Genomic DNA, 21161 nt, shown 5'->3' with positions numbered 1-21161 from the left:
CCATGTCCGACCTGAAGGCGCACGCCGACCTGCTGCGCGAGCTCCACCACGGGAAGATGCTCGTGCTGCCGAACGCCTGGGACGAGGCCAGCGCCGAACTCGTCGCCGGAATGGGGTTCCCGGTCGTGGCGACCTCGAGCGCCGCCGTTGCGGACGTGCTCGGGCACCAGGACGGCGAAAAGGCGCCCTGGCGGGAGATGTTCGCGGCCGCCGCGCGGATCGCCCGTGCCGTGCCCGTCCCGGTGACCATGGACGCCGAGGCGGGCTACGGCTTGACGCCGGACCAGCTCGTGGCGGAGCTCGTCGAGGCCGGGGTCGCCGGCTGCAACCTCGAGGACGCCGATCACCGGTCCGGCGGCCTCGTGGACGCCGAGGCGCACGCGGACCGGCTCGCCCAGGTCCGCGCGGCCGCCGACGCGGCCGGCGTGCCGATCGTCGTCAACGCGCGGATCGACGTGTTCCTGCCGTCCGGCGGGATTCCGGAGGAGGACCGGCCGGCCGAGGCGATCCGGCGGGGCCGGCTCTACCGGCGGGCCGGCGCGGACTGCGTCTACCCGATCGGGGTGTCTTCCGAGTCCGTCATCGGGCGGCTGGTCACCGAGGTACCCGGGCCGGTCAACGGCAACACCGGCGCGTCGCTGGACCTCGCCGCGCTGGAGTCGATGGGCGTGGCGCGGGTGTCCTTCGGGCCCCGCTTCTACCGCGGGGGCCTGGACGCGATGCGCGGCGCCCTCGAAGCCCTCCGCCCGGCGGGGGAGCCGGATGCCCGCCGATGAGGCGGTGCTGGCGGCCGCCCTGGACTACGCGGTCACGTCGGCGGCCGGGATCGGCGTCGCCGACCTCGGCCGCCGGTCGGCCTGCGCCGGCTGGACCGTGGCCGAAGCGCTGGCGCACCTCACGCAGTCACTCCGGTACCTGGCCGCTTCGCTGAGCTCCGGCGCCGTGCCGGCCACGGTCGCGCCGCCGGGCACGGCCCGGACGCTGAGCCGCGACCTCGGCCGGGCGGCGGCCTCGCTCGGCGCCGCGGCCCACGACCTGCGGGGGCGGCGCTCGGTCGCGGTCGACGGCCTTCCGCTGCCGTGCCACCGCCTGATGGTGGTGGGCGCGATCGAGGCGGCGGTCCACGGCTGGGACGCCGCCCGGGGCGCCGGCTGTGCCCGGCCCCTGCCCGGCGAGCTGGCCACGCGGCTGCTCGAGGAGCTGCCGCTGGTCCTCGACGGCGAAACCCGCCGCGGGATGTTCGCCGACCCCGTCGTCCTGCCCCCGGGACGGCCGCCCGCCGAGCGCCTGCTCGCGGCGCTCGGGCGCGATCCGGGCCGGATCCGTACCCACGAGCAGGGAGTGTGGCGTGCCTTCTGAGACGATTCCCCTGATGGCCGACGCGCAGCTGCGAGACGAGTTCGCCTCGCTTCGCCATGCCCTCGTCGCCCACTGCTACCAGATGACCGGCTCCTACCAGGACGCCGAAGACGTCGTCCAGGAGACGTACCTCCGGGCGGCGCGCGGGATGGACGCCTTCGAAGGGCGCTCTTCGCTCAAGACGTGGCTCTACCGGATCGCGACCAACACCTGCATCACGGAGCTGAACCACCGGAGCCGGCGGGTGCTGCCCGCCGGGCTCGGCGCACCGGCGAGCGACCCCGACACCCGCGTCTTCGGCGACGACTCCCTCGCGTGGCTCGAGCCGCTGCCCGACGCCGTCCTCGGTCACCGGAACACCGACCCGGGGGAGGTCGTCGTCCGGCGCGAGTCGGTGCGGCTGGCGTTGGTCGCGGCGCTGCAGTACCTGCCGGTGCGGCAGCGGGCGGCGTTCCTGTTGCGGGAGGTCCTTTCCTGGTCCGCCGCGGAGATCGCGGAAACGCTCGGCATCAGCGTTCCCGCGGTGAAGAGCCTCCTGCAACGGGCCCGCGGACGCCTCGACGAACTGGACCTCGACGCACCGGCCGCCGAGCAGCCGGCCGCGGAGATCGAGCGCGCCCTGCTCGACCGCTACATCGCGGCGTTCGAGGCGGAGGACGCCGCCGCCATCCGCGCGGTCATCCACGACGACTTCAGCCTGGAATCCGTGCCGCACCCGGTCTGGTTCAAGGGGTTGGACGTGTGCCTGCCGTTCCTGGAGCGCCACGCTTTCCCGGCGACGGCCGGAGCGATCCGCCTCCTCCCGACCCGCGCCAACGGCCAACCGGCCGCGGCCGGCTACCGCCGCGACGCGGCCGGGGTGCTGCGCGCCGAAGGTTTGTGGGTGTACACCCTGAGGGGCGACCGCTTCTCCCGCGCGATCAAGTTCCCGGAGGCGGCCCTGGTGACGGCGGCGGGGTTGCCCGCCCGCCTTTCCTGACCGCACGGCCGCTGCGGCGGAGTCAGCACCGCCGCGAACGCCGACAGATCGGCTGCTTCGCCGGCGGCGGTTTCGCCGACCGGAACGCCGCACGCACGCTGACCCTGGCTGCCTTCGGCGCGGCGGTGGCCGTCCCTGAGTACCGCGTGGTCACACTCGCCGGGCTCGCCCGGGTCTGCCCGCCTTCGCGATCAACGTGGGCATCGCCCTCGGCTAGGAGCTGTCCTGTAAGTCGTCGGAGCCAGAGCACGATGGCGGCGATGGTGAGTTCGGCCTGGTAGTAGGCGGCGCGTTTGGCGTAGCGGGCGGCCAGGTCACGAAACTGTTTGAGCCGGTTGAAGCACCGCTCGACCACGTTGCGCTGCCGGTAGACCTCGGGATCGAACGCGGGTGGTCGCCCGCCGCGGGAGCCCTTGGCTGCCCGGCGGGCGATCTGGCATCCCGCTCAGGGCTGACGAAGGTGATCCTCCGGTCCCGCATCGCCCGGCGGGTCGAGGGATGCGAGTACGCCTTGTCCGCGATCACCGTCTCCGGCCGGCACCGCGGACGCCCTGGCCCGAGGCGTCCGACGCTGATGCCGTCCAGCAGCGGAACCAGCTGCGGGTTGTCTCCGGCTTGGCCTGGGGTGAGCAGGAACCGCATCGGCATGCCACCTCCATCGACAGCGAGGTGGATCTTGGTGCTCAGCCCGCCGCGGGACCGCCCGAGTCCTTCCCCGTCGAGGGCGAGGGCCTCGATTCCGTCGCTGCATCCCCTTTTTTCCGGGCTCCAGCAGCGTGCTGGTGCGCTCGGACCACGCTCGAGTCGATCGAGATGATCCATTCGAGGTCGCCGACGGCGTCGTCTTTGACGATCACCCGGTCGAGGATCTTGTCCCAGGTGCCGTCCTTGGTCCATAACCGCAGCCGTTCATGAGCGGATTTCCACGGCCCATACCGTTCGGGCAGGTCACGCCACGGAGCGCCGGTGCGCAGCTAGATCACTTACAGGACAGGCCCTAGACCGCCGGTTGCGCGGTGTACGGCCGGGTTGTCGGCGGTCGTGGCCCGGCCTGATCATCCTCGTGGCCGCGATCCCGGTCGCCTGGGCGACCACGGCCGCTGCGCCACGGTCAGGCGCAGCGGGACCGGCCCGGGCAGCTGCGCACGAACTTGACCACCGGGGCCGCCGGGATCGCCTGGTTCGCAGCGGGCATCCCCTGCGGCCATTCGATCGACAGCGCGACGGCCGAGGAGTTGTTGCCGTAGTTCTTCTCCGCCAGCGTCCGGTCGGCGTTCACCGTGTTCACCAGGTCGTACGTCCCCGCCGGGACGTGGGTGATGTCCAGCCACTGGAAGTCGACGTCGTACTTGTAGTCGTCGCCGGAGCCGACCGAGATTCCTTCGAGCACCTCGAGGGCGGTGGGTTCGTGGTGGCGGCACTGGTTGCTGCGGAGGGTGTCGGCGAGGTTCGCGTCGGGGCCCGTGTCGCCCGGCACGTGGGCCAGCCGGCCGGCGTCGGCCACCGGGTACCGGTCGCCGAGGCAGAAGCCGTTCTTGCGGTCGGTGACGATCGTCTTGCCCTGCGGGGAAACCAGCGTGAAGTGCTCGAAGTTCATCAGGTGCCAGTGCTGGTGGGCCAGCGCGGGTTCGTAGTAGGTGAACGCCCCCGTGGCGCGCTGCGCGGACGCGTAGCCCGGCGGGATCGAGCCGCTGCCGCCGTCGCGCATGGCCTGCCGGACCGTCATGGTGCTCTGCTGCGCGTTGTCGCGACGCCCGTAGAGCAGCAACGGCCCGTCGCCGATGTTCTCTTCCGACGTGGTGAAGCGCAGCCGGACGGCTTTCGCCACGTTGGCCGGAACGCAGCGGCCGTTGGGCGCGCCGGGGTCGACCACCAGGCACACGTCCCAGGCCTGGCACCGCGCGAGGTCCCCGGATTCGCCCGTGGTGCATCCCGGGGGGACCTGGCGGAGATCGGGGAGGAGCAGATCGGGTGCCGCGTAGGCGCGCGGGGCCGACGCCGACCCCGCGGCGAGGAGCACCGCCGCGACCACTGCCGCGTATTTCTTGAGCACGAGCTGGACCGTCCTGTCCGGTGTTTCAACCGGCTCATTCTAGGCGGATTCCGGCCGCGGTCCGGGGGAGCGACGCACGCACGTCACACCATCGACTGAGTGGTGACCCATTCCCGCTCGCCCGGTGAGTACCGTGCGGGCGAACTGCCGCCGTCGAAGAGGAACTCCATGCCGACCACCACCGAATTCCGGGAATCCGTCGAGAACTGTCCCGAGGTGGTGCTCGCGGCCGTCGGCGGCGCGACGCTGGTGTGCGGGACCCGGCCGGAACTCATCAAACTGGCCCCGCTGGTGCGGTTGTTCGGCGACGAGGGCACGGTCGTCTACACGGGACAGCACTACGACGAGTCCCTGTACGAGCGCATCCGCGCGCACCTGCCGCCGTCGAACCGCTTCCACGAACTCGGCGTGGGCGGCGGCCGCCGCGGTGACCAGCTCGGCCGGACGATCAGCGCGGTCGACGAGGTGCTCGCGACCCACCCCGGACGCGTGGTGCTCGTCCAGGGCGACACGACCTCCGCGCTCGCCGGGGCGCTGGCGGCCAACGCGCACGGTCTGCCGCTGGTGCACGTCGAAGCCGGGCTGCGCAGCCACGACCGGGCGATGCCGGAGGAGCACAACCGGGTGCTGATCGACCACCTGGCCGACCTGTGCTGCGCGCCGACCGACCTCAACCGCCGGAACCTGCTGGCGGAAAACGTGCCCGCCGAACGGATCGCCGTCACCGGCAACACGGTTGTCGAGGCGCTGGAGGCCGCGCTCCCGCCCGCCGCGGAACGGGCGGCCGTCCTGGCGGCGCGCGGGCTGGAGCGGGACCGCTACGTCCTGGCCACCATCCACCGGCCGGAGAACGTCGACGATCCCGAGCGGCTGTCGGTGATCCTCGGCGAGCTCGGCCGGCTGCCGGTGCCCGTGGTCTTCCCGTTGCACCCGCGCACGGCCAAGAGCGTCGACCGGTTCGGCCTCGGCCGGCTGCTCGACCCGCTCGTCGTGGCGGAGCCCCAGGCCTACCCGGACTTCCTCGCCCTGGCCGCGGAAACCGCCCTGATCGTGTCCGATTCGGGCGGCATCCAGGAAGAAGCGAGTGTCCTCAAGCGCCCGGTGGTCGTGGTGCGGCGGAGCACCGAGCGGCCCGAGATCGCCGGCACGTTCGGGGTGCGCGTGCCGCCCGGGCCGCGGATCGGCGCGGAAGCCGCGCGGTGGCTCGACGACGTCGCCGGCCACCGCGAGCGCCTCCGGCGGATCCCGTCACCGTACGGCGACGGGTCCGCCTCGGCCCGGATCGTGGCCGCGCTCGGTTCCGTGCTCGTTCAGCGGACCGGCGCGGCGACCTCCGGCTGAGCGGGCGCGGCGACGATCCGGCTCGTGACGTCGTTCGCGAGGGCCACGCTCGAGTTCCAGCTCGTGACCTCCGGGTACACGTGGGCCGTCGTGGCCAGCAGCAGGTTCGTGCCGTCCACCGTGACGGGCGGCCGCGCGGCGAGGTAACCGAGCGGGTACACGGGTTCGACGAACGGCGCCTTGAACACCCGGACGTCCGCGATGCCGTCCGGGCCGAGCTCGGGGTAGAGACCCATGAGCTGAGCCGACCAGCGCGCGGCGATCGCGGCGTCGTCGTCGAGGTACAGCTGCGAGTCGCGATCGGTGTAGCGCATGACGTAGACGAGGTGGTCGCCTCCGTAGGCCTCCGTGCCGGCGAGCTCGGACATGGCGACGACCCCGTCGAACTCCGTGCCCGAGTGCAGCACCGGGGTCCAGTAGTGCTCCGTCAGCGGCCGCCGGAGGAAGAACACGCCGGTGACCACCCCCTGGTAGGCCAGGTCGGTGCGGGGCAGCCGGGCGGCGAGCGCGTCGTCGGCGATGCGCCGCAGCAGGGGCAGCGGCACGGTGGAGACGACGTGGTCCGCGTCGAGGATCTCGCCGCCGGTCAGGGTGAGGATCGAGCGGCCCTGCGTGCTGTGCAGCCGCCGGACGGGGGCCGCCGTGCGCACGGTGCCGCCGGCCTCCTCGATCGACGTCCGCAGCGCGTCGATGATCGTCTTGTAGCCGCCGTCCGGGTAGCCGCGCGTGGCCACGTTGCGCTCCCGGCCCAGCCGCTGCCACAGGTACAGCGCGGGCACGTCCCCGAAGGACGGCCCGAACTTCGAGCCGAACATCGGCGCGAAGAGCCGCTCCCAGACGACGTCGCCGTAGAGCCCGCGCAGCCAGTCCTCGGTGCGGAGCGTGTCGAGGTCCCGGCCCTGGCCCAAGCGCCGCAGCAGCAGGGAAACCACGCCGAAGCGAACGCGGTCGTGGAGCCGCAGCGGGGAGAACCGCAGCAGGTCCCAGGGGGAGTTGAACGCGTGGCGGCGGCCGTCGACGACCATGCCCATCGTCGTGTTGCGCCACCGGACCGAGTCCTTCAGGCCCACTTCGTCGAGCAGCTGCAGCAAGCTCGCGTCGGTCGGCATGACGCAGTGGTAGAACCGCTCGACCCACCGGTCTCCGCGGGCGAAGAACGTGCCGAGGCCGCCGAGCTGGTCGCCGGCCTCCAGCAGGGTCACCCGGGTGCCGAGCCGGGCGAGGCGGTGGGCGGCCGCGAGGCCGCAGATGCCGCCGCCGATCACGGCGACGTGCTGGTTGGTGGTCGGGTTCGTCGTCACCGGCGGGGTCACAGCTTCCGGTAGGGCGCCGGGCTCAGCCGGTCGCGGGCGAGCAGTTTCAGGTACTGCATGATGGTCCGGCGCAGCTTCAGCTTGCTCGGCCCCTGCTTCCGGTCGTACTGCAGGGCCAGCGGCACCTCGGCGATCACCGGCCGGCAGTGGCGCAGCTTGAGCAGCAGCTCCACCATGCACGCGAAGCCCTGCTCCTCGATGAGCCGTTCGCCCCAGTGGGCGGAGGCCCGCGCCAGCAGGGACGCCCGGTAGGCCCGGTAGCCGCTGGTGAAGTCGCGGACGCCGTCGACGTCGAGGGCGCGGCGGAAGAGCTGAGCCGCACCGCGGGAGAGCAGCCGCCGCCCGAACGGCGCGGTCCGGTCGTCGCCGCCCGGGACGAACCGCGAGCAGATGGCGACGTCCGCGCCGGCGTCGATCTCCGCCTGCAGCGCGCGGATCAGCGCCGGGTCGTGCGTGTCGTCGGCGTCCATGACGACGACGACGTCCTCGGGGCCGGCTTCCTCGAGCGCGGCCCGGAGCCCGGACTGCACCGCCCGGCCGAGCCCGAGGTTCACCAGGTGCCGCACGACGCGGACGTCGAGCCCGCCGAAGCCGGACCCGGCCACCGCCGCGGTGGCGTCGGCGGAACCGTCGTCGACGACCCAGACGGTGAGCCGCTCGGTGCGGGCCACGTCGGCGAGCCGCCGCAGCAACGGCGGTAGCGACGCTTCTTCGTTGAACGCGGGCAGCACGACGTGCGCCCGTCCGCCGGTCCGGGCCTCGGTGCGGTCCGGTTCGGCCAATGTGGCCAGGGTGGTCTCTTCGTGCGCCACGGGTCCCCTCGTCTGGTTGTGCTGTCACCCGCCCGGAATCGGGCTTCGTGCGGCCGTCAGGTGATATTCGGCTATGTTGTGTGGTTTCTTTAGCGGCCTCGAGAGTCCCCCGGAAGGATGGACGTCATTCCAGAACTACGTGGTGTTTCCATCGGTCACTGGATCGGGTTTCTTCAGGTGCCCGATCGGGTGGATTCCCGGAATTCCAGGCCGAATTTCACCCGACCGGGCCGGTGTTGCCTCGAATGGCTGAGTCGTGAAGAAAGCGAGAATGAATTCCTCATGTCAGGAAGAGGGCAAGACCGGTGACTGAACTGAGAGACGCGGTCCTCGCCGAAGCGCTGCCGGCGCCGCGGCGCGGCACCCGGCCGGGCGCCGCGCCGCGCAACCCCGTGCGCACCCGGCCGTTGCTGGCGCGGGTCAACGCCGTGGCCGTGCTGCTCGTCGCCGTCGACTGCGCGGCCTGGCTGACCGCTGTGCTGCGGACCGGCCCCGGGCCGGTGTGCGCGGCGGTGACCGCCGTGGCGCTGGCGGGTGCCCGGGTGACCGGCCGGGTCCACCGCCGCCGCCTCTGGCTGTCCTGGCTGCAGGACCTCCCGCGCTCGGTCACCGCGACCGCGCTGGCCTTCGCGCTGGTCACGGGGGTCGGCCTGGTGGCCGGGATGGACGGCGCGAGCACGGCACGGATGCAGGAAGTGGTGCTGCTCTTCGCCGTGCTCGGGGAGGCCGCCCGGCCGGCGGTCTTCGCGGCCGGCCGGTGGGGACGCCGCCGGCTGCGGCGCTGCGACCGGGCCGTCGTGGTCGGCTCCGGCCGGATCGGCGGCGAACTGGTCCGCACCATGCTGGAGCACCCGGAGTTCGGGCTGCTCCCGGTCGGTGTCGCGGCGGCCGACCCGGACCCGGTGCCGGCCGGCCTGCCGGTCGAGCCGATCGCCGGCGACCTCGCCGAGGCCATCGGCCGGCTGCGCGCGGGCACGGTGATCCTCGCCCCCGCCGACGACCGGGACGGCGCGATCGTCGACGCCGCCATCACCGCCCACCGGCTCGGGTGCGTCACGCTGGTGCTGCCGCACCTGTTCGAGCTCTGCCCGGACGGACCGGGCGTGGACCGGCTCCGCAGCTACCCGCTGGTGTGGCTGGGTGGCGCGCCGACCCGCCGGCCCAGCTGGTGGGTCAAGCGGGCCGTCGAGACCGCGCTGGCCGCGGCCGCGCTCGTCGTCCTCGCCCCGGTCATCGCCTGCGGGGCGCTGGCCGTCGCGCTGGAAAGCGGCTTCCCGGTGTTCTTCCGCCAGGTGCGGGTCGGGATGGACGGCCGGACGTTCGTGCTCTACAAGCTCCGCAGCGTCCGGCAGGCCGCCGTCGACGATTCGCAGACGCGCTGGTCGGTCGCCGGCGACAGCCGGGTCGGCCCGGTCGGCCGGTTCCTCCGGCGGTCCTCTTTGGACGAATTGCCGCAGCTGTGGAACGTCGTGCGCGGGGACATGTCGCTCGTCGGGCCGCGGCCGGAGCGGCCGGTGTTCGTGCACGAGTTCTCCGCGGTCCACGACCTGTACTGGGCCCGGCACCGGGTGCCGACCGGGCTGACCGGCCTGGCGCAGGTGCACGGCCTGCGCGGGGACACCTCGATCGCGGACCGGGCCCGCTACGACAACTACTACATCGCGAACTGGTCCCTCTGGCTGGACGTCAAGATCGTCATCCTCACGGTGGGAGAACTGCTGTGCCGAAGGCAACGCTGATGCGGACCCACCCGGTGGTGGCCGGGGCGGCCGCGCTCGTCCTGGTGGCCGGCTGCCTGACGGGGTGCGTCCCCGGCTCGGGCCAGGGGACTCCGGCCCGGGGGCAGTCCTCGCAGGACGTCTCGGCCCGGGGGTATTCGGCGCCACCGCCGAAGCCCCTCGCGCCGTGCGCGTGGTGGTACGGGATCGGCCAGCCGCCCACGGCCTCGGAGATCGAGACGGCGGCCAAGCGGTACCAGGTCGTCGTGCTCAACGCCGACCAGAGCGCGAGCATGCGCCGCCTGCGCCAGCTCAACCCGCGGGTGAAGGTGCTGGTGTACAAGGACTTGTCCAGCACCCGCAACTACCCGGGCGCGGTCGACGGCGGCCGGGACGCCGCCTTCCTGCCGAGCGGGATCGGGTACGTCGCCGCGCAGCAGACCCACCCCGAGTGGTTCGCCCAGGACGTCAACGGGCGGCGCATCGAGTGGCAGGGGTACCCCAAGCACTGGCAGATGACGGTGTGGAACCCCGCCTACCAGCAGGCGTGGACCGACGCCGTCGTCGCGGAGGTGACCCGCGAGGGCTGGGACGGGGTGCTCGCGGACAACGACTTCAACTCGCTGAGCCACTACTCGTCCGCGGTGCTGGCCGGCACGGCGAACGTCGCGGAGACCGACCGCAAGCTCCGCGACGGCCTCGACGCGTTCCTGTCCCTCGCCGGTGACGCGTTCGAGGCGGTGGGGAAGCTCCTGGTGCCCAACGTGTCCGAGACGCACCTGGTGCCGGGCCGGTGGACCGCCCACTCCCGCTTCGGCGGGGCCATGGAGGAGAACTTCGGGTTCCGCGAAGACGGCGGGACCGGCGGGCTCCTGACCTTCCGCGGCAACGAGTTCCAGGAACTGCGGGCCCAGGCGGCCCTCGGCGAGTCCATGCTGCTGCTCGTCACGCGGACGCACAACGCGCGCGAGGAACGGGCGGGGTACGCGAGCGCGGCCCTGCTCGCCGGGCCGCGGACGTGCTGGACCCGGGCGACGACCGACGACTACCGGGACCCGGAGTGGTCGGCCCTGCAGGACAGCGGGCTGGGCGAGGCGGTGGACGCCGCCGGCCGCGAGCCGAACGGCGTCTGGACCCGGACGTTCAGCCACGGCTGGGTCGCGGTGAACACCACGGCGGCCGCCCAGACGGTGATCCCGCCCGAAGGCCTCGTCGCCCCCGGCTCACCCCCGCCCCGCCCGACCCCGACGCCTTCGCCGTCCCCTTCGTCAGGGCCCCCGCCACCGCCCCAGCCGCCCACCCCGATCACGCTGGAGGCCGCGGACGCGATCGTCCTGGTCGAACCGGCCAAAGCCCCGTCCTAACCCGCCGTGATGCCCGCCTGATCACGCGAGATCCGTCTCCAGTCACGCGAGTCCCGTCTCCAGTCACGCGAGTCCGGGCCCGGATCACGCGGACCGCGGTGATCGGACGGGCTTCACGCGTGATCGGACAGACGACACGGCTTGGTGAGCCGGTCGTACAGCGCGAGGTGACGGCGTGCGCAGGCCTCCGGCCGGTACCGCGCCTGAGCCCGCTCGGCGAGGAGCCGGCCGATCCGGGCCGGGTCCGGTTCCGCGAACAGGGCGCGCAGCCCGTCGGCGAGCGCGGCGACGTCGCCTGGGGGCACCAGGAAGGACGAGCCGCCCAGCATGTCCGGCACGCCGCCGGTGGCCGTCGCGAGGACCGGCTTCCCGGCGGCCATCGCCTCCGCCACCACGAGCGGCTGCTGCTCCATGGTGGACGGAAGGACCAGCGCGTCCGCCGTGGCGAGCAGGGCGGGGACGTCCGGCCGGAAGCCCAGGAACGTCACGCGCCCGGCCAGCGGTGACGTCTGCGCGGCGCGCTCCGCCTCGGCGCGCTGCGGGCCGTCGCCGACCACCGTCAGCCGGGCGTCCGGCGGCAGCACGCCGGGCCGGGCCAGCGCGGCCAGCAGGTCGAGGATTCCCTTGCGCTCCACCAGGAGCCCGGCGAACACGAGGTGCCGCACCGGCCCGCGCGGCGGGTGCGGCGAGGCCGGTTCGACGCAGTTGTCGAGGTGCTCCAGCCGTCCCGCGGGCACCTTGAGGCGCCGCCGCAGGAAGCGGCCCATCGCCTCGGCGGGCACGATCGTGCGGTCCAGGACGCGGGCCACCACGGCGTCCGCCGCGAGCACGGTCCGGGTGTACCCGGACGGCCCGGCCGCGCCGCGCTCGCCGCGGAACCACGGCTCGGCCACGTCGTCGGGCACGCCGTGGTAGGTCTGGAGCAGGACGGGCCGGGCGCCACGGGCGAAGCGCAGGCCCGCGATCACCAGGCCCGCGCGCCGGTCCTGGGCGTGCACGACGTCGGGCCGCCACGCCCGCAGCGCCGCCCGCGCCCGGCCCGCCGCCGCGAAGTCCTCCTTGTCCGCCACCTTCAGTTCCTCGTGACGGCCGTCGAGCAATGCGGCACCCCGGGCGGGCACGGGACCGAAAACCCGCACCTCGACGCCGGTCCCGGCCAGCGTGGCGGCCAGCCGGACGGTGACGTCGACCGGGCCGCCCCGGTCCTGGGTGAGCAGGTAGGCGATGCGGGTCACGGGAGGCGCTCCGAAGGGGTGAGTTTGTCGACGAGGGCGGCGATCTGGTCGGTCATCCGCCCGCGGTCGAAGGACAGCTCCGCGCGACGGCGGCCGCGCTCGCCTTCGAGCCGGGCCAGCCCGGGGTCGGCGAGGCGCGTGGCCACCGCCTCGGCGAGGAGGGCGAGGTCACCGGGCGGCAGCACGGCGCCCGCGTCCGCGACGCTCTGGCGCATCCCGCCGACGTCGAACGCGACCACCGGCCGGGCGCACGCCATCGCCTCCAGCGGCACGAGGGCCATGCCCTCGGCGCGGGAAGGCAGGACGACCACGTCGGCGGCCGTGTACCAGGCGGCGGGCTCGTCGGTGTGCCCCGCCCACCGCACGGACGCGTGGCCCGCCACCGGATGCCGCTCGCGCCACACGGGACCCAGCGGCCCGTCACCGGCGAAGACGAGCTTCGCGTCCGGCAGGCGCCGCAGCACCGCCGGCCAGGCCGACAGCAGCTGGTCCTGGCCCTTGAGCTCGGCCAGCCGGCCCAGGCAGACCGCGATCGGGTCCTCCTCGGGCAGGCCGAGCCGCCGCCGCGCCGCGGTCCGGTCGCCGGGGAGGAACCGGGTGGTGTCGACGCCGTTGCAGACGACGTCCGCCTCGGCCGTCACCCCCGCCGTCCGGCCGGCGGCCAGCTCGTCGTCGCTCACGCACACGACGAGGTCGGTCCACCGCGAGGCGAAGCGTTCCCACGCGGCGGACGCGCGGCGCAGGGTCCCGCGTGCCGTCTCGAAGGACCACAGGTGGGGCTGGAAGACGGTCGGCCGCCGGCCGCGCACGGCCAGGCGTCCGGCGAGCCCGGCTTTCGAGCTGTGCAGGTGCACGACGTCCGGGGCCAGCTCGGCCAGGAGGCGGCGCAACCGCAGCGTCTCGGGGATCGAGCGGGGGCCGGGGGAGCGGCGCGCGGACCAGTCGCGGACCTCGATCCCGAGCTCGCGCGCGCGGCAGGCGAGCGGGCCGGGAGGGCACACGACGGCGACGGACCAGCCCCGGTCGTGCTGGGCCACCGCGAGCTCCAACACGACGGCGGCGACCCCGGCGGTCACCGGCTGGGTGACGTGCGCGATCTTCACCGCAGGCCACCCCGGCGCAGTTCGGCCAGCGCGTCCCGCTGCAGCAGCAGGGTCGCCCCGGCGTACCCGGCCACCAGGACGGCGGCGGCACCGAGCGCACCCGGCAAGGTGTCGGCGAACACCTCGGACAGCACCAGCGCGGGCACCGCCCCGGCGGCGCAGGCGAGCAGGACGCGGGCCACCGTCCCGGCGAGCTCCGCGACCGGCGGCGCCACGCCGATCCCGGCCAGCACCCGCCAGGCGAGCGGCACCACGAGCCACGCCGCGCCGAGCTGGACCGCGGCGACGGCCCCGATTCCCGCGTGGGTCAGCAGGACCAGCCCCACCGCGAGCAGGACCAGGTGGGTCGTCTCGAGGGCCAGGTACCGCCGGACGTGCCCGGTCGCCTTCACCGCCTGGTACCAGATCTGCAGCAGGCAGATCCCCACGCCGTAGCCGGACAGCAGCGCGAGCGGACCGGCCGCGGGCGCCCACCGCGCGCCCAGCAGCACGACGTGGCCGGCGAGGACGGCGAGGGCGAGGTACAGGCCGCCGGTCACCACGAGCACCGCCCGCGTGAACCGGGTGACCGCCCCGCCCAGCGGCCGGCCCTCGCGCCGCAACCGCGTGAACACCGGGAAGGCGACCGCGCCGAGCACGACCGCCACCATGATGTAGGGCACCCAGGCGAGCCGGTACGCGAGCGAGTAGACGCCGACCGCGTCCGGCCCGAGCCCGTGCCCCACCGCGAGGTAGTCGAGGTTGACCAGCAGCGCGGCCACGACCGCCGCCGGCCCCACCACGGCCACCCAGCGCAGGACCTCCCGGACCGCTTTGCCGTCCCAGCACGGCCGGACCCCGCCGCGGACCAGCATCCCGAGCAGCGGCTGCGCCACCGCCGTGCCCACCAGGCCGAGCACCAGCGACACGGGCCCGGCCCCGCCCGCCGCGAGCACCACCGTCAGCACGGCGCCCAGCACCGCGGACCCGCCGTCGGGCAGGAGCCGGCGGCGGAAGTCCAGCTCCCGGTGCATGAGGCCCATCTGCACGCCGCCCGCCGCCGAGAACGGCAGGCCGAGCGCCGCGAGCCGGACCAGCCCGGCGGCGTCCGGGGTGCCGAGCGACGCCGTGAGCGGGCCGGCGGCGGCCACCAGCGCGGCGGCCAGGAGGAGCCCGGCGCCGACGCTCAGCGTGAGCACCGTGCCCGCCGTCCGGCGCGGATCGCCTTCGGTGCGGCCGATGACGTCGTAGACGCCGATCGACTGCACCACCTGGCCGAGGTTCACCAGCGCCACCGCCAGGGCCACGGCCCCGAGCTGCCCCTCGGTCAGCAGGGCCGCCAGCACCAGCGTGACCAGCATCTGGCTGCTCTTGCTGACGAGGTTGACCACGCCGAGCCACAGCGATCCCCGGACCGCGCGGGTCCCGAGCGCGGCCGTCACGCGGCCACCACGGGTTCGGCGGCCCGCACCCGCGTCAGCCGGACCGCGGCGAACACCGCCAGACCCCACGCGACAACCACCGCGACGCCGTCCACGGTGACCGCGGCCCGCGAGCCGAGCACCGACGCCACCGCGGAGTCCACTGTGTACAAATGCGCGAAGGGGACGGCCAGCGCGAGGACGGCCAGACCCGCCGGGCCCCAGCCCGGCTCGGCGCGGTTGCGCCACCACAGCGCGGCCACGGCCGCCATCGCGGGCACGGCGATCAGCACGTCACCGGGCTGGTGCACCACGCAGACCACCACGGCGAGGCACGTCAGCAGGTCGGCGACCGGCGCCGCGGCGGCCCGGTCCAGCCGCCGCGCGAGCAGCACGCTCGTGCCGAGCACCCCGGCCAGCACGAGCAGTTCGACGCCCGAGGGCGCCCAGCCGGTGACGCGGAACAGCACCGCGGCGACGTCGATCCGTTGCGCGGTCACCGAATCCACCGCGCCGTAGTCGGTGCCCCGCGCGTGGGTGAGGTTCGCGACGACGACGTCGACGAACGGGCCGATCCCGCCGCCGCGCACCACCAGCAGCGCCACGACCGGCAGGCTGGCCGCCGCGGCGATCGCGGTCCCGGCCAGCGCCACCCGGCGCGAGCCCCGCGCGAACAGCAGGACCGCCAGGGGAAACCCGTACTGGGGCTTCAGCCACGCCAGCGCGAGCGCCACCGCCGCCCACCCCGGCCGGTCCCGCCTCGCCAGCAGGGCGCCGGCCGCGCCGAGGGCGATCAGCGGGTTGATCTGGCCGACGTAGAGCTGCGCCTTCCCGACCTGGCTGGTCACCAGCAGGGCCGCGACCACCGCCGTGGTGACGGCGAAGGGCACCGGGACGTACCGGCGGACCGCGTGCGCCGTCAGGGCCGCGAGAGAAACCAGCAGCAGCAACGAAACCACGGTGAACGCGACGGCACCCACCCGGTACCCCGGCAGCGCGAACGGCGCGTGCAGCAGCAGGTGGTAGGGCTGGTACAGGTTGAAGTCCTGGCGGACCGGCCAGTGCGCGAACATGGCGGCGGGGTCGTAGGGGTTGCCGCCGGCGAGGAACTCCCGGATCGGGAAGTACAGGGCGTCGCGGAAGTCCTGCAGCCGTTCCTCCGCCAGGTTCCCCGCCGCCGGCAACGGCACCTGCCACGACGGCGCCAGCGCGTGCCAGGCGCTCACGGTCCCGGCGAGGGCCGCCACGACGAAGAGGAGACGCTGCTTCGGGGTCATGCCAGCACCACCGCCACGAGCACGGCGCCGGCGGGCAGCACCCCGGCGGTGGCGGTCAGCTCGTCGTGCCGGTGCCGACCGGCCGCGGCCACCGCCACGACCGACGCGCCGTCACCGCTTTCGCCGTCCGGCAGGCCGGCCGCCAGTTTTTCCGCGGTTTCGGCGAGGTCCGGGCTGACGGGCAGCACGCGGACCGGGCGTCCGCCCGCCCGGCACAGGACGGCCAGCCGGTCGGCCGCCGCCGGATCGTCTTCCCGCAGGACCGCCACCGGGCGGTGGATGCCGGCCGCGGCCAGCGCCCGGCGGACCGGACCCGTGCCGCCGCGCAGCCGTCCCGGGGTCAGCCGGCGGATCGCCGCCGCCGCGAGCCCGGCGGCGACCGCGCCGACCAGGGCCAGCCCGATCACCAGCGGCGCGTCCGGGGACAGCGCGACGACCTCGGGACGGGGATCGAGCATCCGCAGCTTGCCGGCCGGGGCCAGCAGGTCCGCGTCGATCATCGCCCGGCCCAGCGCCGTCGCCGCCGCGCCGGCCTGCTCCGCCGAGGGCGCCCGCACCGACAGCCGCGCGAGGCCGGACGCCGGCACCAGCTCGACGGACACGTGCTCGCCCAGCTCGCCGGGGGAGTAGCCGGACACCGGGGCCGCCGCCTGCAGCACCGACGGGCTGCGGGCCAGTTCGACCAGCGCGGGCAGGGCCAGCGACACGACTTCGCCGTACTGCGGCGCCGCACCGTCCGCCGCGGCGGGCCCGGCGAGCAGGCTCACCCGGCCCTGGTACTCGGCGCCGCGCGTCAGGCCGACGAGCAGCACGAGCGCGCCGGCCAGCAGCGCCACGGCGACGCTCAGCACGGCGGTGCGCGGGAGGCGGTGGTTCATCGGGCACCTCGGAGCAGTTCGTCGTAGGACTTCATCAGCGTGTGCGCGTCGTACTCCCGCTCGACGGCGCGGAGCCCGGCGGCGGCCGCGGCCTCCCGGGCGGCCGGGTCGAACAGCAGGGTGTTCAGGGCTTCGGCCGTCGCGGCCGGATCTCCGGGCGGGACCACGAGGCCGCCGCCGTCCGCGAGGACCTCGCCGATCCCGCCGACGCCGGTCGCGACCACCGGCCGCCCGGCGGCCATCGACTCCAGCACCGCCAGCGGCAGGCCTTCCCAGTCGCTGGTGAGGACGGTGACGTCGGCCGCCGCGAGCAGGTCGGGCACGTCCTTCCGGGTGCCGAGGAACTCGACCCGGCGGCCCAGCGCTTCGCAGCGGCGTTCGAGGTCCGCGCGCAGGCTGCCGTCGCCGGCGAGCCACAGCACCGCGTCGCCGCCGACCGCGGCCCAGGCGTCCAGCAGGACGTCGTGGCGCTTCTGCGGCTCCAGCCGGGCGAGGCAGAGCGCGACCGGCGTCCGCTCCGGGAGGCCGAGCGAGGCGCGGACCTCCGCGCGGCCGAACACCGGCGGCCGGGCGAACACGGCGTTGCGGATCACCGCCGGCCGGTCGAGGCCCGCCGCGGTCAGCCGGTCCGCGGTGGCGGGGGAGACGGCGACGACGCCGTCCGACGTGCGGCGCAGGATCCGCGCGGCGGCGGGGTAATCGTCCCCGGCGACGCCGTGGAACACGGTGACGAGCGGCCGCCGCCGTCCGGCCGTGACGGCGAGGCGGGCCACCAGGCTCGCGCCGACGTTGTGGGCCAGCACGACGTCGGGCCGGAACCGCGCGACCGCGCGGCGGGCAGCCCAGGCCGCCTTCAGCACGCCCGCCTTGCTGCGGCGGGCCGGGGGGACGGGGAACGTCGGCGTGCCGGCCGCGGCCAGCGCGTCGGCGCGGAACCCCCCGGCGCTGGCGACCGCGGACACCCAGCCGTACTCCTCGCCGCGGGTCACCATGCCGGCCACGAGCGTTTCCGCCCCGCCGGCCCCCATTTCACTGATCACGTGCAGCACCCGCATCGGCGCTTCCCTCTCCTTCTCGGCGAACCCGGGCTTCGGCCGCGACGGCGAGCGCGGCCAGCGACCACAACGGCAGGTAGTACTGCTCGGACAGGAACGTCGAGGTGACCCCGACGGCGAGCAGCGACGCCTGGACGGCGACCGCCTCCGTCCGCCGCGGCCCGGGCCCGGCCCGCCGGACCGTCCGCTCGCTCGCCACCACGGCGGTGCCGGCCACCCCGGCGAACAGCGCGAACCCGGGCAGGCCGAGCTCCGCGGCGACCTCGAGGTACATGTTGTGCGCCACCGGGGTCTGCTCGTCGATCTCGGCGTTGTGCGACTCGGCGGCGTAGTGCTCGCGGAAGCCGCCGGGGCCGACGCCGAGCACCGGGTGGGCGGTCAGCATCCGGGCCGCCGCCTGCCAGCGGAGCTCCCGGGTGTCCACATTGGACGCGGCGATGAAGCTCTTCTCCTGCACCGCCCGCGCCAGCTGCGGTCCCGCGGCCAGCAGGGCACCCAGGCCCAGCACGACAACCGCCGCGGCGCCGGCGGCGAGCACCCGCCACGGCAGCACCCGGCGCAGCAGCAGCCAGCCGACCGCGGCGGCCAGGCCCAGCGCGCCGCCGCGGGAGAACGTCGCCGTCGCGCCCGCCACCAGCACGATCCCCGCGGCCGTGAGGGCGAGGCCCCGGCCCCGGCGGTGCACGGCCGCGAGCAGGGGCACGGCCGCGACGAGGAAGTAGGCCAGGTCGTTCGGGTCCGGTTGGGGGCCGCTCGCGCGGGCTTCCCCCGCGGCGACCAGGCTGTACAGCGCACCCGCGCCGGCGACGGTGGCGCCCGCCGCGGCCGCCAGCAGCAGCAGGCGGATCGGCACCTCCCGGCTCGCGACGTCCGCGAGCACCGCCGTGACGACCAGGAACGGCAGCCAGCGCACGGTGTACTCCGCGGTGAACGGGCCCGCCGAGTGCAGGGCCGCGCTCGCCGCCAGCACCACGGCGAGCAGCGCCAGCACCGCGTGCAGCGGCGTCGGGCGGGGGAGCCGCCGCTCCCGGATCCGCACCACGAGCCAGGTCAGCGTCAGCAGGGCGGGCGCCACCTTGCCGAGCTGGCTCTGCACGGCCGTCAGGTAGCCCTCGACCGGCGCCAGCGCGACCGTGGCGCAGGCGAGGATCCGCAGCGGCGTCTCGGCCGGGGGGGTGCGACGGGCGGGCAGGACGACCGCGAACGTGGTCATCCCCAGGCGTCCAGCCGCGTGACCGCGCGGGTGCGCCGCACGTCCGCCCGGCGGACGTACTCGCCGGTGCCGACGACGTCGAAGTGCTCGCGCAGCGCGGCGAGGACCCAGCCGAGCCAGGCCACCTTCCGGCCGCCGGGCACCGCCATGCCGGGGAAGAACTCCATGCCGGGCGCCTCGGCGCCGCCGAGGACGTCGGTGGGGTGCAGCAGCAGCGAGGGGGAGACCCCGCGGGCGAGGCAGAGCCGCAACGCCGTCCGGAAGTAGGCCCGGGCCAGCCGCGGCGACACCTGGTGCAGCTGCAGGAGGTACGAGCCGTGGATCGGCGTGCGCAGCACCGGCATCGTCGTCACCGGCAGCTCGACGAGCGCGCTGCCGTCGCAGGTGCGCCAGCGGTAGGCGTGCACCGGCGCCAGCACCCGCGAAAAGCCGCCGAACAGCTCGTCGCGGCCCTCGCCGCCGCCGGCGGCGGGCGCGGAGCGGTTGTGGTACGCGCGGGCCAGCGGGCCGATCCAGGTCGGCAGGGTGCTGGCGTCGTAGGCGTATCCCCGTTCGGCCAGCAGCTCGATCAGATCGCGCGTGGCGCTGTAGCCGGGACCGCGGAACCCGCGGGGCCGCGGCGCGCCCGCGGCGACGATCGCGTCCTCCGTGCGGCTCAGCTCGTCCTCGAGCCGGTCGCGGGAATAGCGGTGCAGCCAGGGTTCGTGGCCGAACGAGTGGTTGGCCACCTCGTGGCCCGCCGCGGCGATCTCGGCGACCGCCTTGGCGCCGTCCTCGCGGACGACGTCGGCGCCCACCGCGAACACCGTCGTCGTGAGCCGCTGCTCGCCGAGGATCTCCAGCAGCCGCGGCACCGCGGAGGGCAGGAAGCTGGGCCGGTCCCGCCAGCCGGGGTCGCCGTGGGTCTTGAGGTAGGCCCAGAGGTTGTCGAGGTCGACCGAGACGCTGGCGAGCGGCCGCGGGGTCACACGGCCTCCTGGGCGAGGCGGGCCGCGCCCGGGCGCGACTGCAGGCCGAGCAGCAGGACACCGCACACGACCACGGCGAGCCCGAGGCCGACCCACGGGCCGTGGCCGGCGGGGACGTCGTCGCCGAGCACGGTGATGCCGGTGACCGACGCCAGCACGATCGTGGTGGCGTCGGCCGTGGCCACGACCGCGGCCGCCGCGCCGCGCTGCAGCGCGACCGCCATCGAAGCCTGGCCGAGCACGGCGGCGGCCAGCATCAGCCAGGTCAGCGGATTCCCCGGGAGGGCGAGGAGATCGAGGTGGGCGAGCGTGCGGCTCGCGACCGCGACGACGGCGAACGCGACGCCGGACAGCACGGCGGCCGGCAGGAACGTGCCGGACCGGCCGGCCGGGACCATGGCGAGTCCCGTGCCGAGGACCACGACCGCCAAGGCGGCGACCCCGCTCGGCGGCAGGTCCGTGGCGACCGAGGCCGCCGACAACCCGGCGAGCACGACGAGCCCGGCCGCCAGCAGCACCAGCGTCATCGCCTCCGCGGCGCGGATCCGCCACCCGAGGACGGCGACCCCGAACACGGTGGCCAGGCCGATCGCCGAGGAGGACGCGGTCTGGACCAGGTAGAGCGGCAGCGACGCCCGGGCGAAGAAGGCCAGCGCGAACCCGCCCACCTGGCCCGCGAAACCCACCAGGTACAACCGGTCGGCGGCCAGCCGGGCCAGCAGGCCCAGCCCCGCACCCGGCCGGGTCCCGGCCCGCCGGGCGGCGACGCTCTGCGCGACGATCCCCACCGCGTACAGCACCGCGGACGCCACGAGTACCGCGTAATCCACCACGAGCGACTCCTCAGGTCCCGCATCGCGCACCAGGTTCCGGGCCGGCTGCCCACGTCGAAAGAGTAAGAACGCCGAAGGCCCGACACGGACGAAGGATCGGTTCCGCAATTTTGTGACTCAGCGGAACGGATTTGCGGGGTGCTCTCGACCTCAAAAGCGTGACGTTTCGCGCTTTGCCGAGTTCTGCGCACGGTGCGTGATTGCGGGCCGTGGGTGTCGGGTGCGAGGGTGGCTGCCTGAAGGGCGCATGTCCTTCGTAA

At 74.8% G+C, this 21161-nt stretch carries 20 protein-coding genes and 1 pseudogene; 6 read left to right on the top strand and 15 right to left on the bottom strand.

The features are described from left to right. Positions 1-2 precede the first annotated feature (2 nt). The 3 genes from ACH54P_RS09140 to ACH54P_RS09130 are packed head-to-tail and all read left to right on the top strand — an operon-like array spanning position 3 to position 2338. Entirely contained in the window at positions 3-776 is a 774-nt protein-coding gene (locus ACH54P_RS09140; RefSeq protein WP_489911904.1) for an isocitrate lyase/PEP mutase family protein, read from the top strand. Further along, positions 763-1359 (top strand): maleylpyruvate isomerase family mycothiol-dependent enzyme, encoded by a 597-nt coding sequence (locus ACH54P_RS09135; protein WP_489911903.1) that lies wholly within the window; start codon positions 763-765, stop codon positions 1357-1359. Before ACH54P_RS09140 ends, ACH54P_RS09135 begins: the two co-directional genes overlap by 14 nt. Positions 1360-1372: 13 nt before the next feature. Continuing rightward, the gene (locus tag ACH54P_RS09130) at positions 1373-2338 is read left to right on the top strand and encodes an RNA polymerase subunit sigma-70 (RefSeq protein ID WP_489916373.1); all 966 of its coding nucleotides are present in this window, start codon (positions 1373-1375) and stop codon (positions 2336-2338) included. 22 nt (positions 2339-2360) lie between these two features. Here the strand turns inward: ACH54P_RS09130 and ACH54P_RS09125 are convergent, their stop codons facing one another. The 4 genes and pseudogenes from ACH54P_RS09125 to ACH54P_RS09110 form a co-directional block, all read right to left on the bottom strand. Next, a complete protein-coding gene (locus ACH54P_RS09125) occupies positions 2361-2693 on the bottom strand; it encodes a hypothetical protein (RefSeq protein ID WP_489917157.1) in 333 nt (110 codons plus the stop codon). Between the two features lie 95 nt (positions 2694-2788). After that, positions 2789-3076: pseudogene (locus ACH54P_RS09120) on the bottom strand (transposase); the annotation flags it as partial. Continuing rightward, complete coding sequence (locus ACH54P_RS09115) at positions 3022-3312, bottom strand: transposase (RefSeq protein WP_489916371.1); 291 nt, start codon at positions 3310-3312, stop codon at positions 3022-3024. The pseudogene ACH54P_RS09120 and the gene ACH54P_RS09115, both read right to left, overlap by 55 nt. 137 nt (positions 3313-3449) lie before the next feature. Beyond that, positions 3450-4391 carry a lysyl oxidase family protein gene (locus tag ACH54P_RS09110; protein WP_489911902.1) on the bottom strand — a complete coding sequence of 314 codons (942 nt, stop codon included), beginning with the start codon at positions 4389-4391 and terminating at the stop codon, positions 3450-3452. A 168-nt stretch (positions 4392-4559) separates the two neighbouring features. Between ACH54P_RS09110 and wecB the strand changes: the two genes are divergently transcribed. Next, complete coding sequence (wecB, locus tag ACH54P_RS09105; RefSeq protein WP_489911901.1) at positions 4560-5732, top strand: non-hydrolyzing UDP-N-acetylglucosamine 2-epimerase; 1173 nt, start codon at positions 4560-4562, stop codon at positions 5730-5732. Here wecB and ACH54P_RS09100 read toward each other — a convergent pair. Beyond that, a complete protein-coding gene (locus ACH54P_RS09100; RefSeq protein ID WP_489911900.1) occupies positions 5702-7033 on the bottom strand; it encodes an NAD(P)/FAD-dependent oxidoreductase in 1332 nt (443 codons plus the stop codon). The two genes, wecB and ACH54P_RS09100, sit on opposite strands and share 31 nt — an antisense overlap. A gap of 8 nt (positions 7034-7041) precedes the next feature. Further along, positions 7042-7857: a glycosyltransferase gene (locus ACH54P_RS09095; protein ID WP_489911899.1), complete on the bottom strand. Its 816-nt coding sequence runs from the start codon at positions 7855-7857 to the stop codon at positions 7042-7044. Between the two features lie 305 nt (positions 7858-8162). Here ACH54P_RS09095 and ACH54P_RS09090 point away from each other — a divergent pair, with 305 nt between their 5' ends. Both ACH54P_RS09090 and ACH54P_RS09085 read left to right on the top strand, forming a co-directional pair. Next, the gene (locus tag ACH54P_RS09090; RefSeq protein ID WP_489911898.1) at positions 8163-9596 is read left to right on the top strand and encodes an exopolysaccharide biosynthesis polyprenyl glycosylphosphotransferase; all 1434 of its coding nucleotides are present in this window, start codon (positions 8163-8165) and stop codon (positions 9594-9596) included. Continuing rightward, positions 9578-10939 carry a putative glycoside hydrolase family 15 protein gene (locus ACH54P_RS09085; RefSeq protein ID WP_489911897.1) on the top strand — a complete coding sequence of 454 codons (1362 nt, stop codon included), beginning with the start codon at positions 9578-9580 and terminating at the stop codon, positions 10937-10939. The genes ACH54P_RS09090 and ACH54P_RS09085 overlap by 19 nt, the downstream gene beginning before the upstream one ends. Positions 10940-11052: 113 nt before the next feature. Here the strand turns inward: ACH54P_RS09085 and ACH54P_RS09080 are convergent, their stop codons facing one another. Genes ACH54P_RS09080 through ACH54P_RS09040 form a run of 9 tightly spaced genes read right to left on the bottom strand, consistent with a single transcriptional unit; the run spans position 11053 to position 20901 of the window. Next, positions 11053-12174, bottom strand: coding sequence for a glycosyltransferase family 4 protein (locus tag ACH54P_RS09080; protein WP_489911896.1), 1122 nt, complete (start codon positions 12172-12174; stop codon positions 11053-11055). After that, entirely contained in the window at positions 12171-13277 is a 1107-nt protein-coding gene (locus tag ACH54P_RS09075) for a glycosyltransferase (RefSeq protein WP_489911895.1), read from the bottom strand. The genes ACH54P_RS09080 and ACH54P_RS09075 overlap by 4 nt, the downstream gene beginning before the upstream one ends. Then, entirely contained in the window at positions 13274-14698 is a 1425-nt protein-coding gene (locus tag ACH54P_RS09070) for an oligosaccharide flippase family protein (RefSeq protein WP_489911894.1), read from the bottom strand. The genes ACH54P_RS09075 and ACH54P_RS09070 overlap by 4 nt, the downstream gene beginning before the upstream one ends. Further along, entirely contained in the window at positions 14695-15954 is a 1260-nt protein-coding gene (locus ACH54P_RS09065; RefSeq protein ID WP_489911893.1) for a glycosyltransferase 87 family protein, read from the bottom strand. The genes ACH54P_RS09070 and ACH54P_RS09065 overlap by 4 nt, the downstream gene beginning before the upstream one ends. Continuing rightward, positions 15951-16832 carry a hypothetical protein gene (locus ACH54P_RS09060; protein WP_489911892.1) on the bottom strand — a complete coding sequence of 294 codons (882 nt, stop codon included), beginning with the start codon at positions 16830-16832 and terminating at the stop codon, positions 15951-15953. Before ACH54P_RS09060 ends, ACH54P_RS09065 begins: the two co-directional genes overlap by 4 nt. Then, a complete protein-coding gene (locus tag ACH54P_RS09055; RefSeq protein ID WP_489911891.1) occupies positions 16829-17887 on the bottom strand; it encodes a glycosyltransferase family 4 protein in 1059 nt (352 codons plus the stop codon). Before ACH54P_RS09055 ends, ACH54P_RS09060 begins: the two co-directional genes overlap by 4 nt. Beyond that, positions 17862-19100 carry an O-antigen ligase family protein gene (locus tag ACH54P_RS09050; RefSeq protein WP_489911890.1) on the bottom strand — a complete coding sequence of 413 codons (1239 nt, stop codon included), beginning with the start codon at positions 19098-19100 and terminating at the stop codon, positions 17862-17864. Before ACH54P_RS09050 ends, ACH54P_RS09055 begins: the two co-directional genes overlap by 26 nt. After that, positions 19097-20068, bottom strand: a complete 972-nt coding sequence (locus tag ACH54P_RS09045; protein ID WP_489911889.1) for a polysaccharide deacetylase family protein — start codon at positions 20066-20068, stop codon at positions 19097-19099. The genes ACH54P_RS09050 and ACH54P_RS09045 overlap by 4 nt, the downstream gene beginning before the upstream one ends. Next, positions 20065-20901 (bottom strand): DMT family protein, encoded by an 837-nt coding sequence (locus tag ACH54P_RS09040; protein WP_489911888.1) that lies wholly within the window; start codon positions 20899-20901, stop codon positions 20065-20067. The genes ACH54P_RS09045 and ACH54P_RS09040 overlap by 4 nt, the downstream gene beginning before the upstream one ends. Positions 20902-21161 lie beyond the last annotated feature (260 nt).

Source organism: Amycolatopsis sp. N2S4-7 (assembly GCF_058119595.1).
This window is presented reverse-complemented; position numbering and strand designations above follow the sequence as displayed.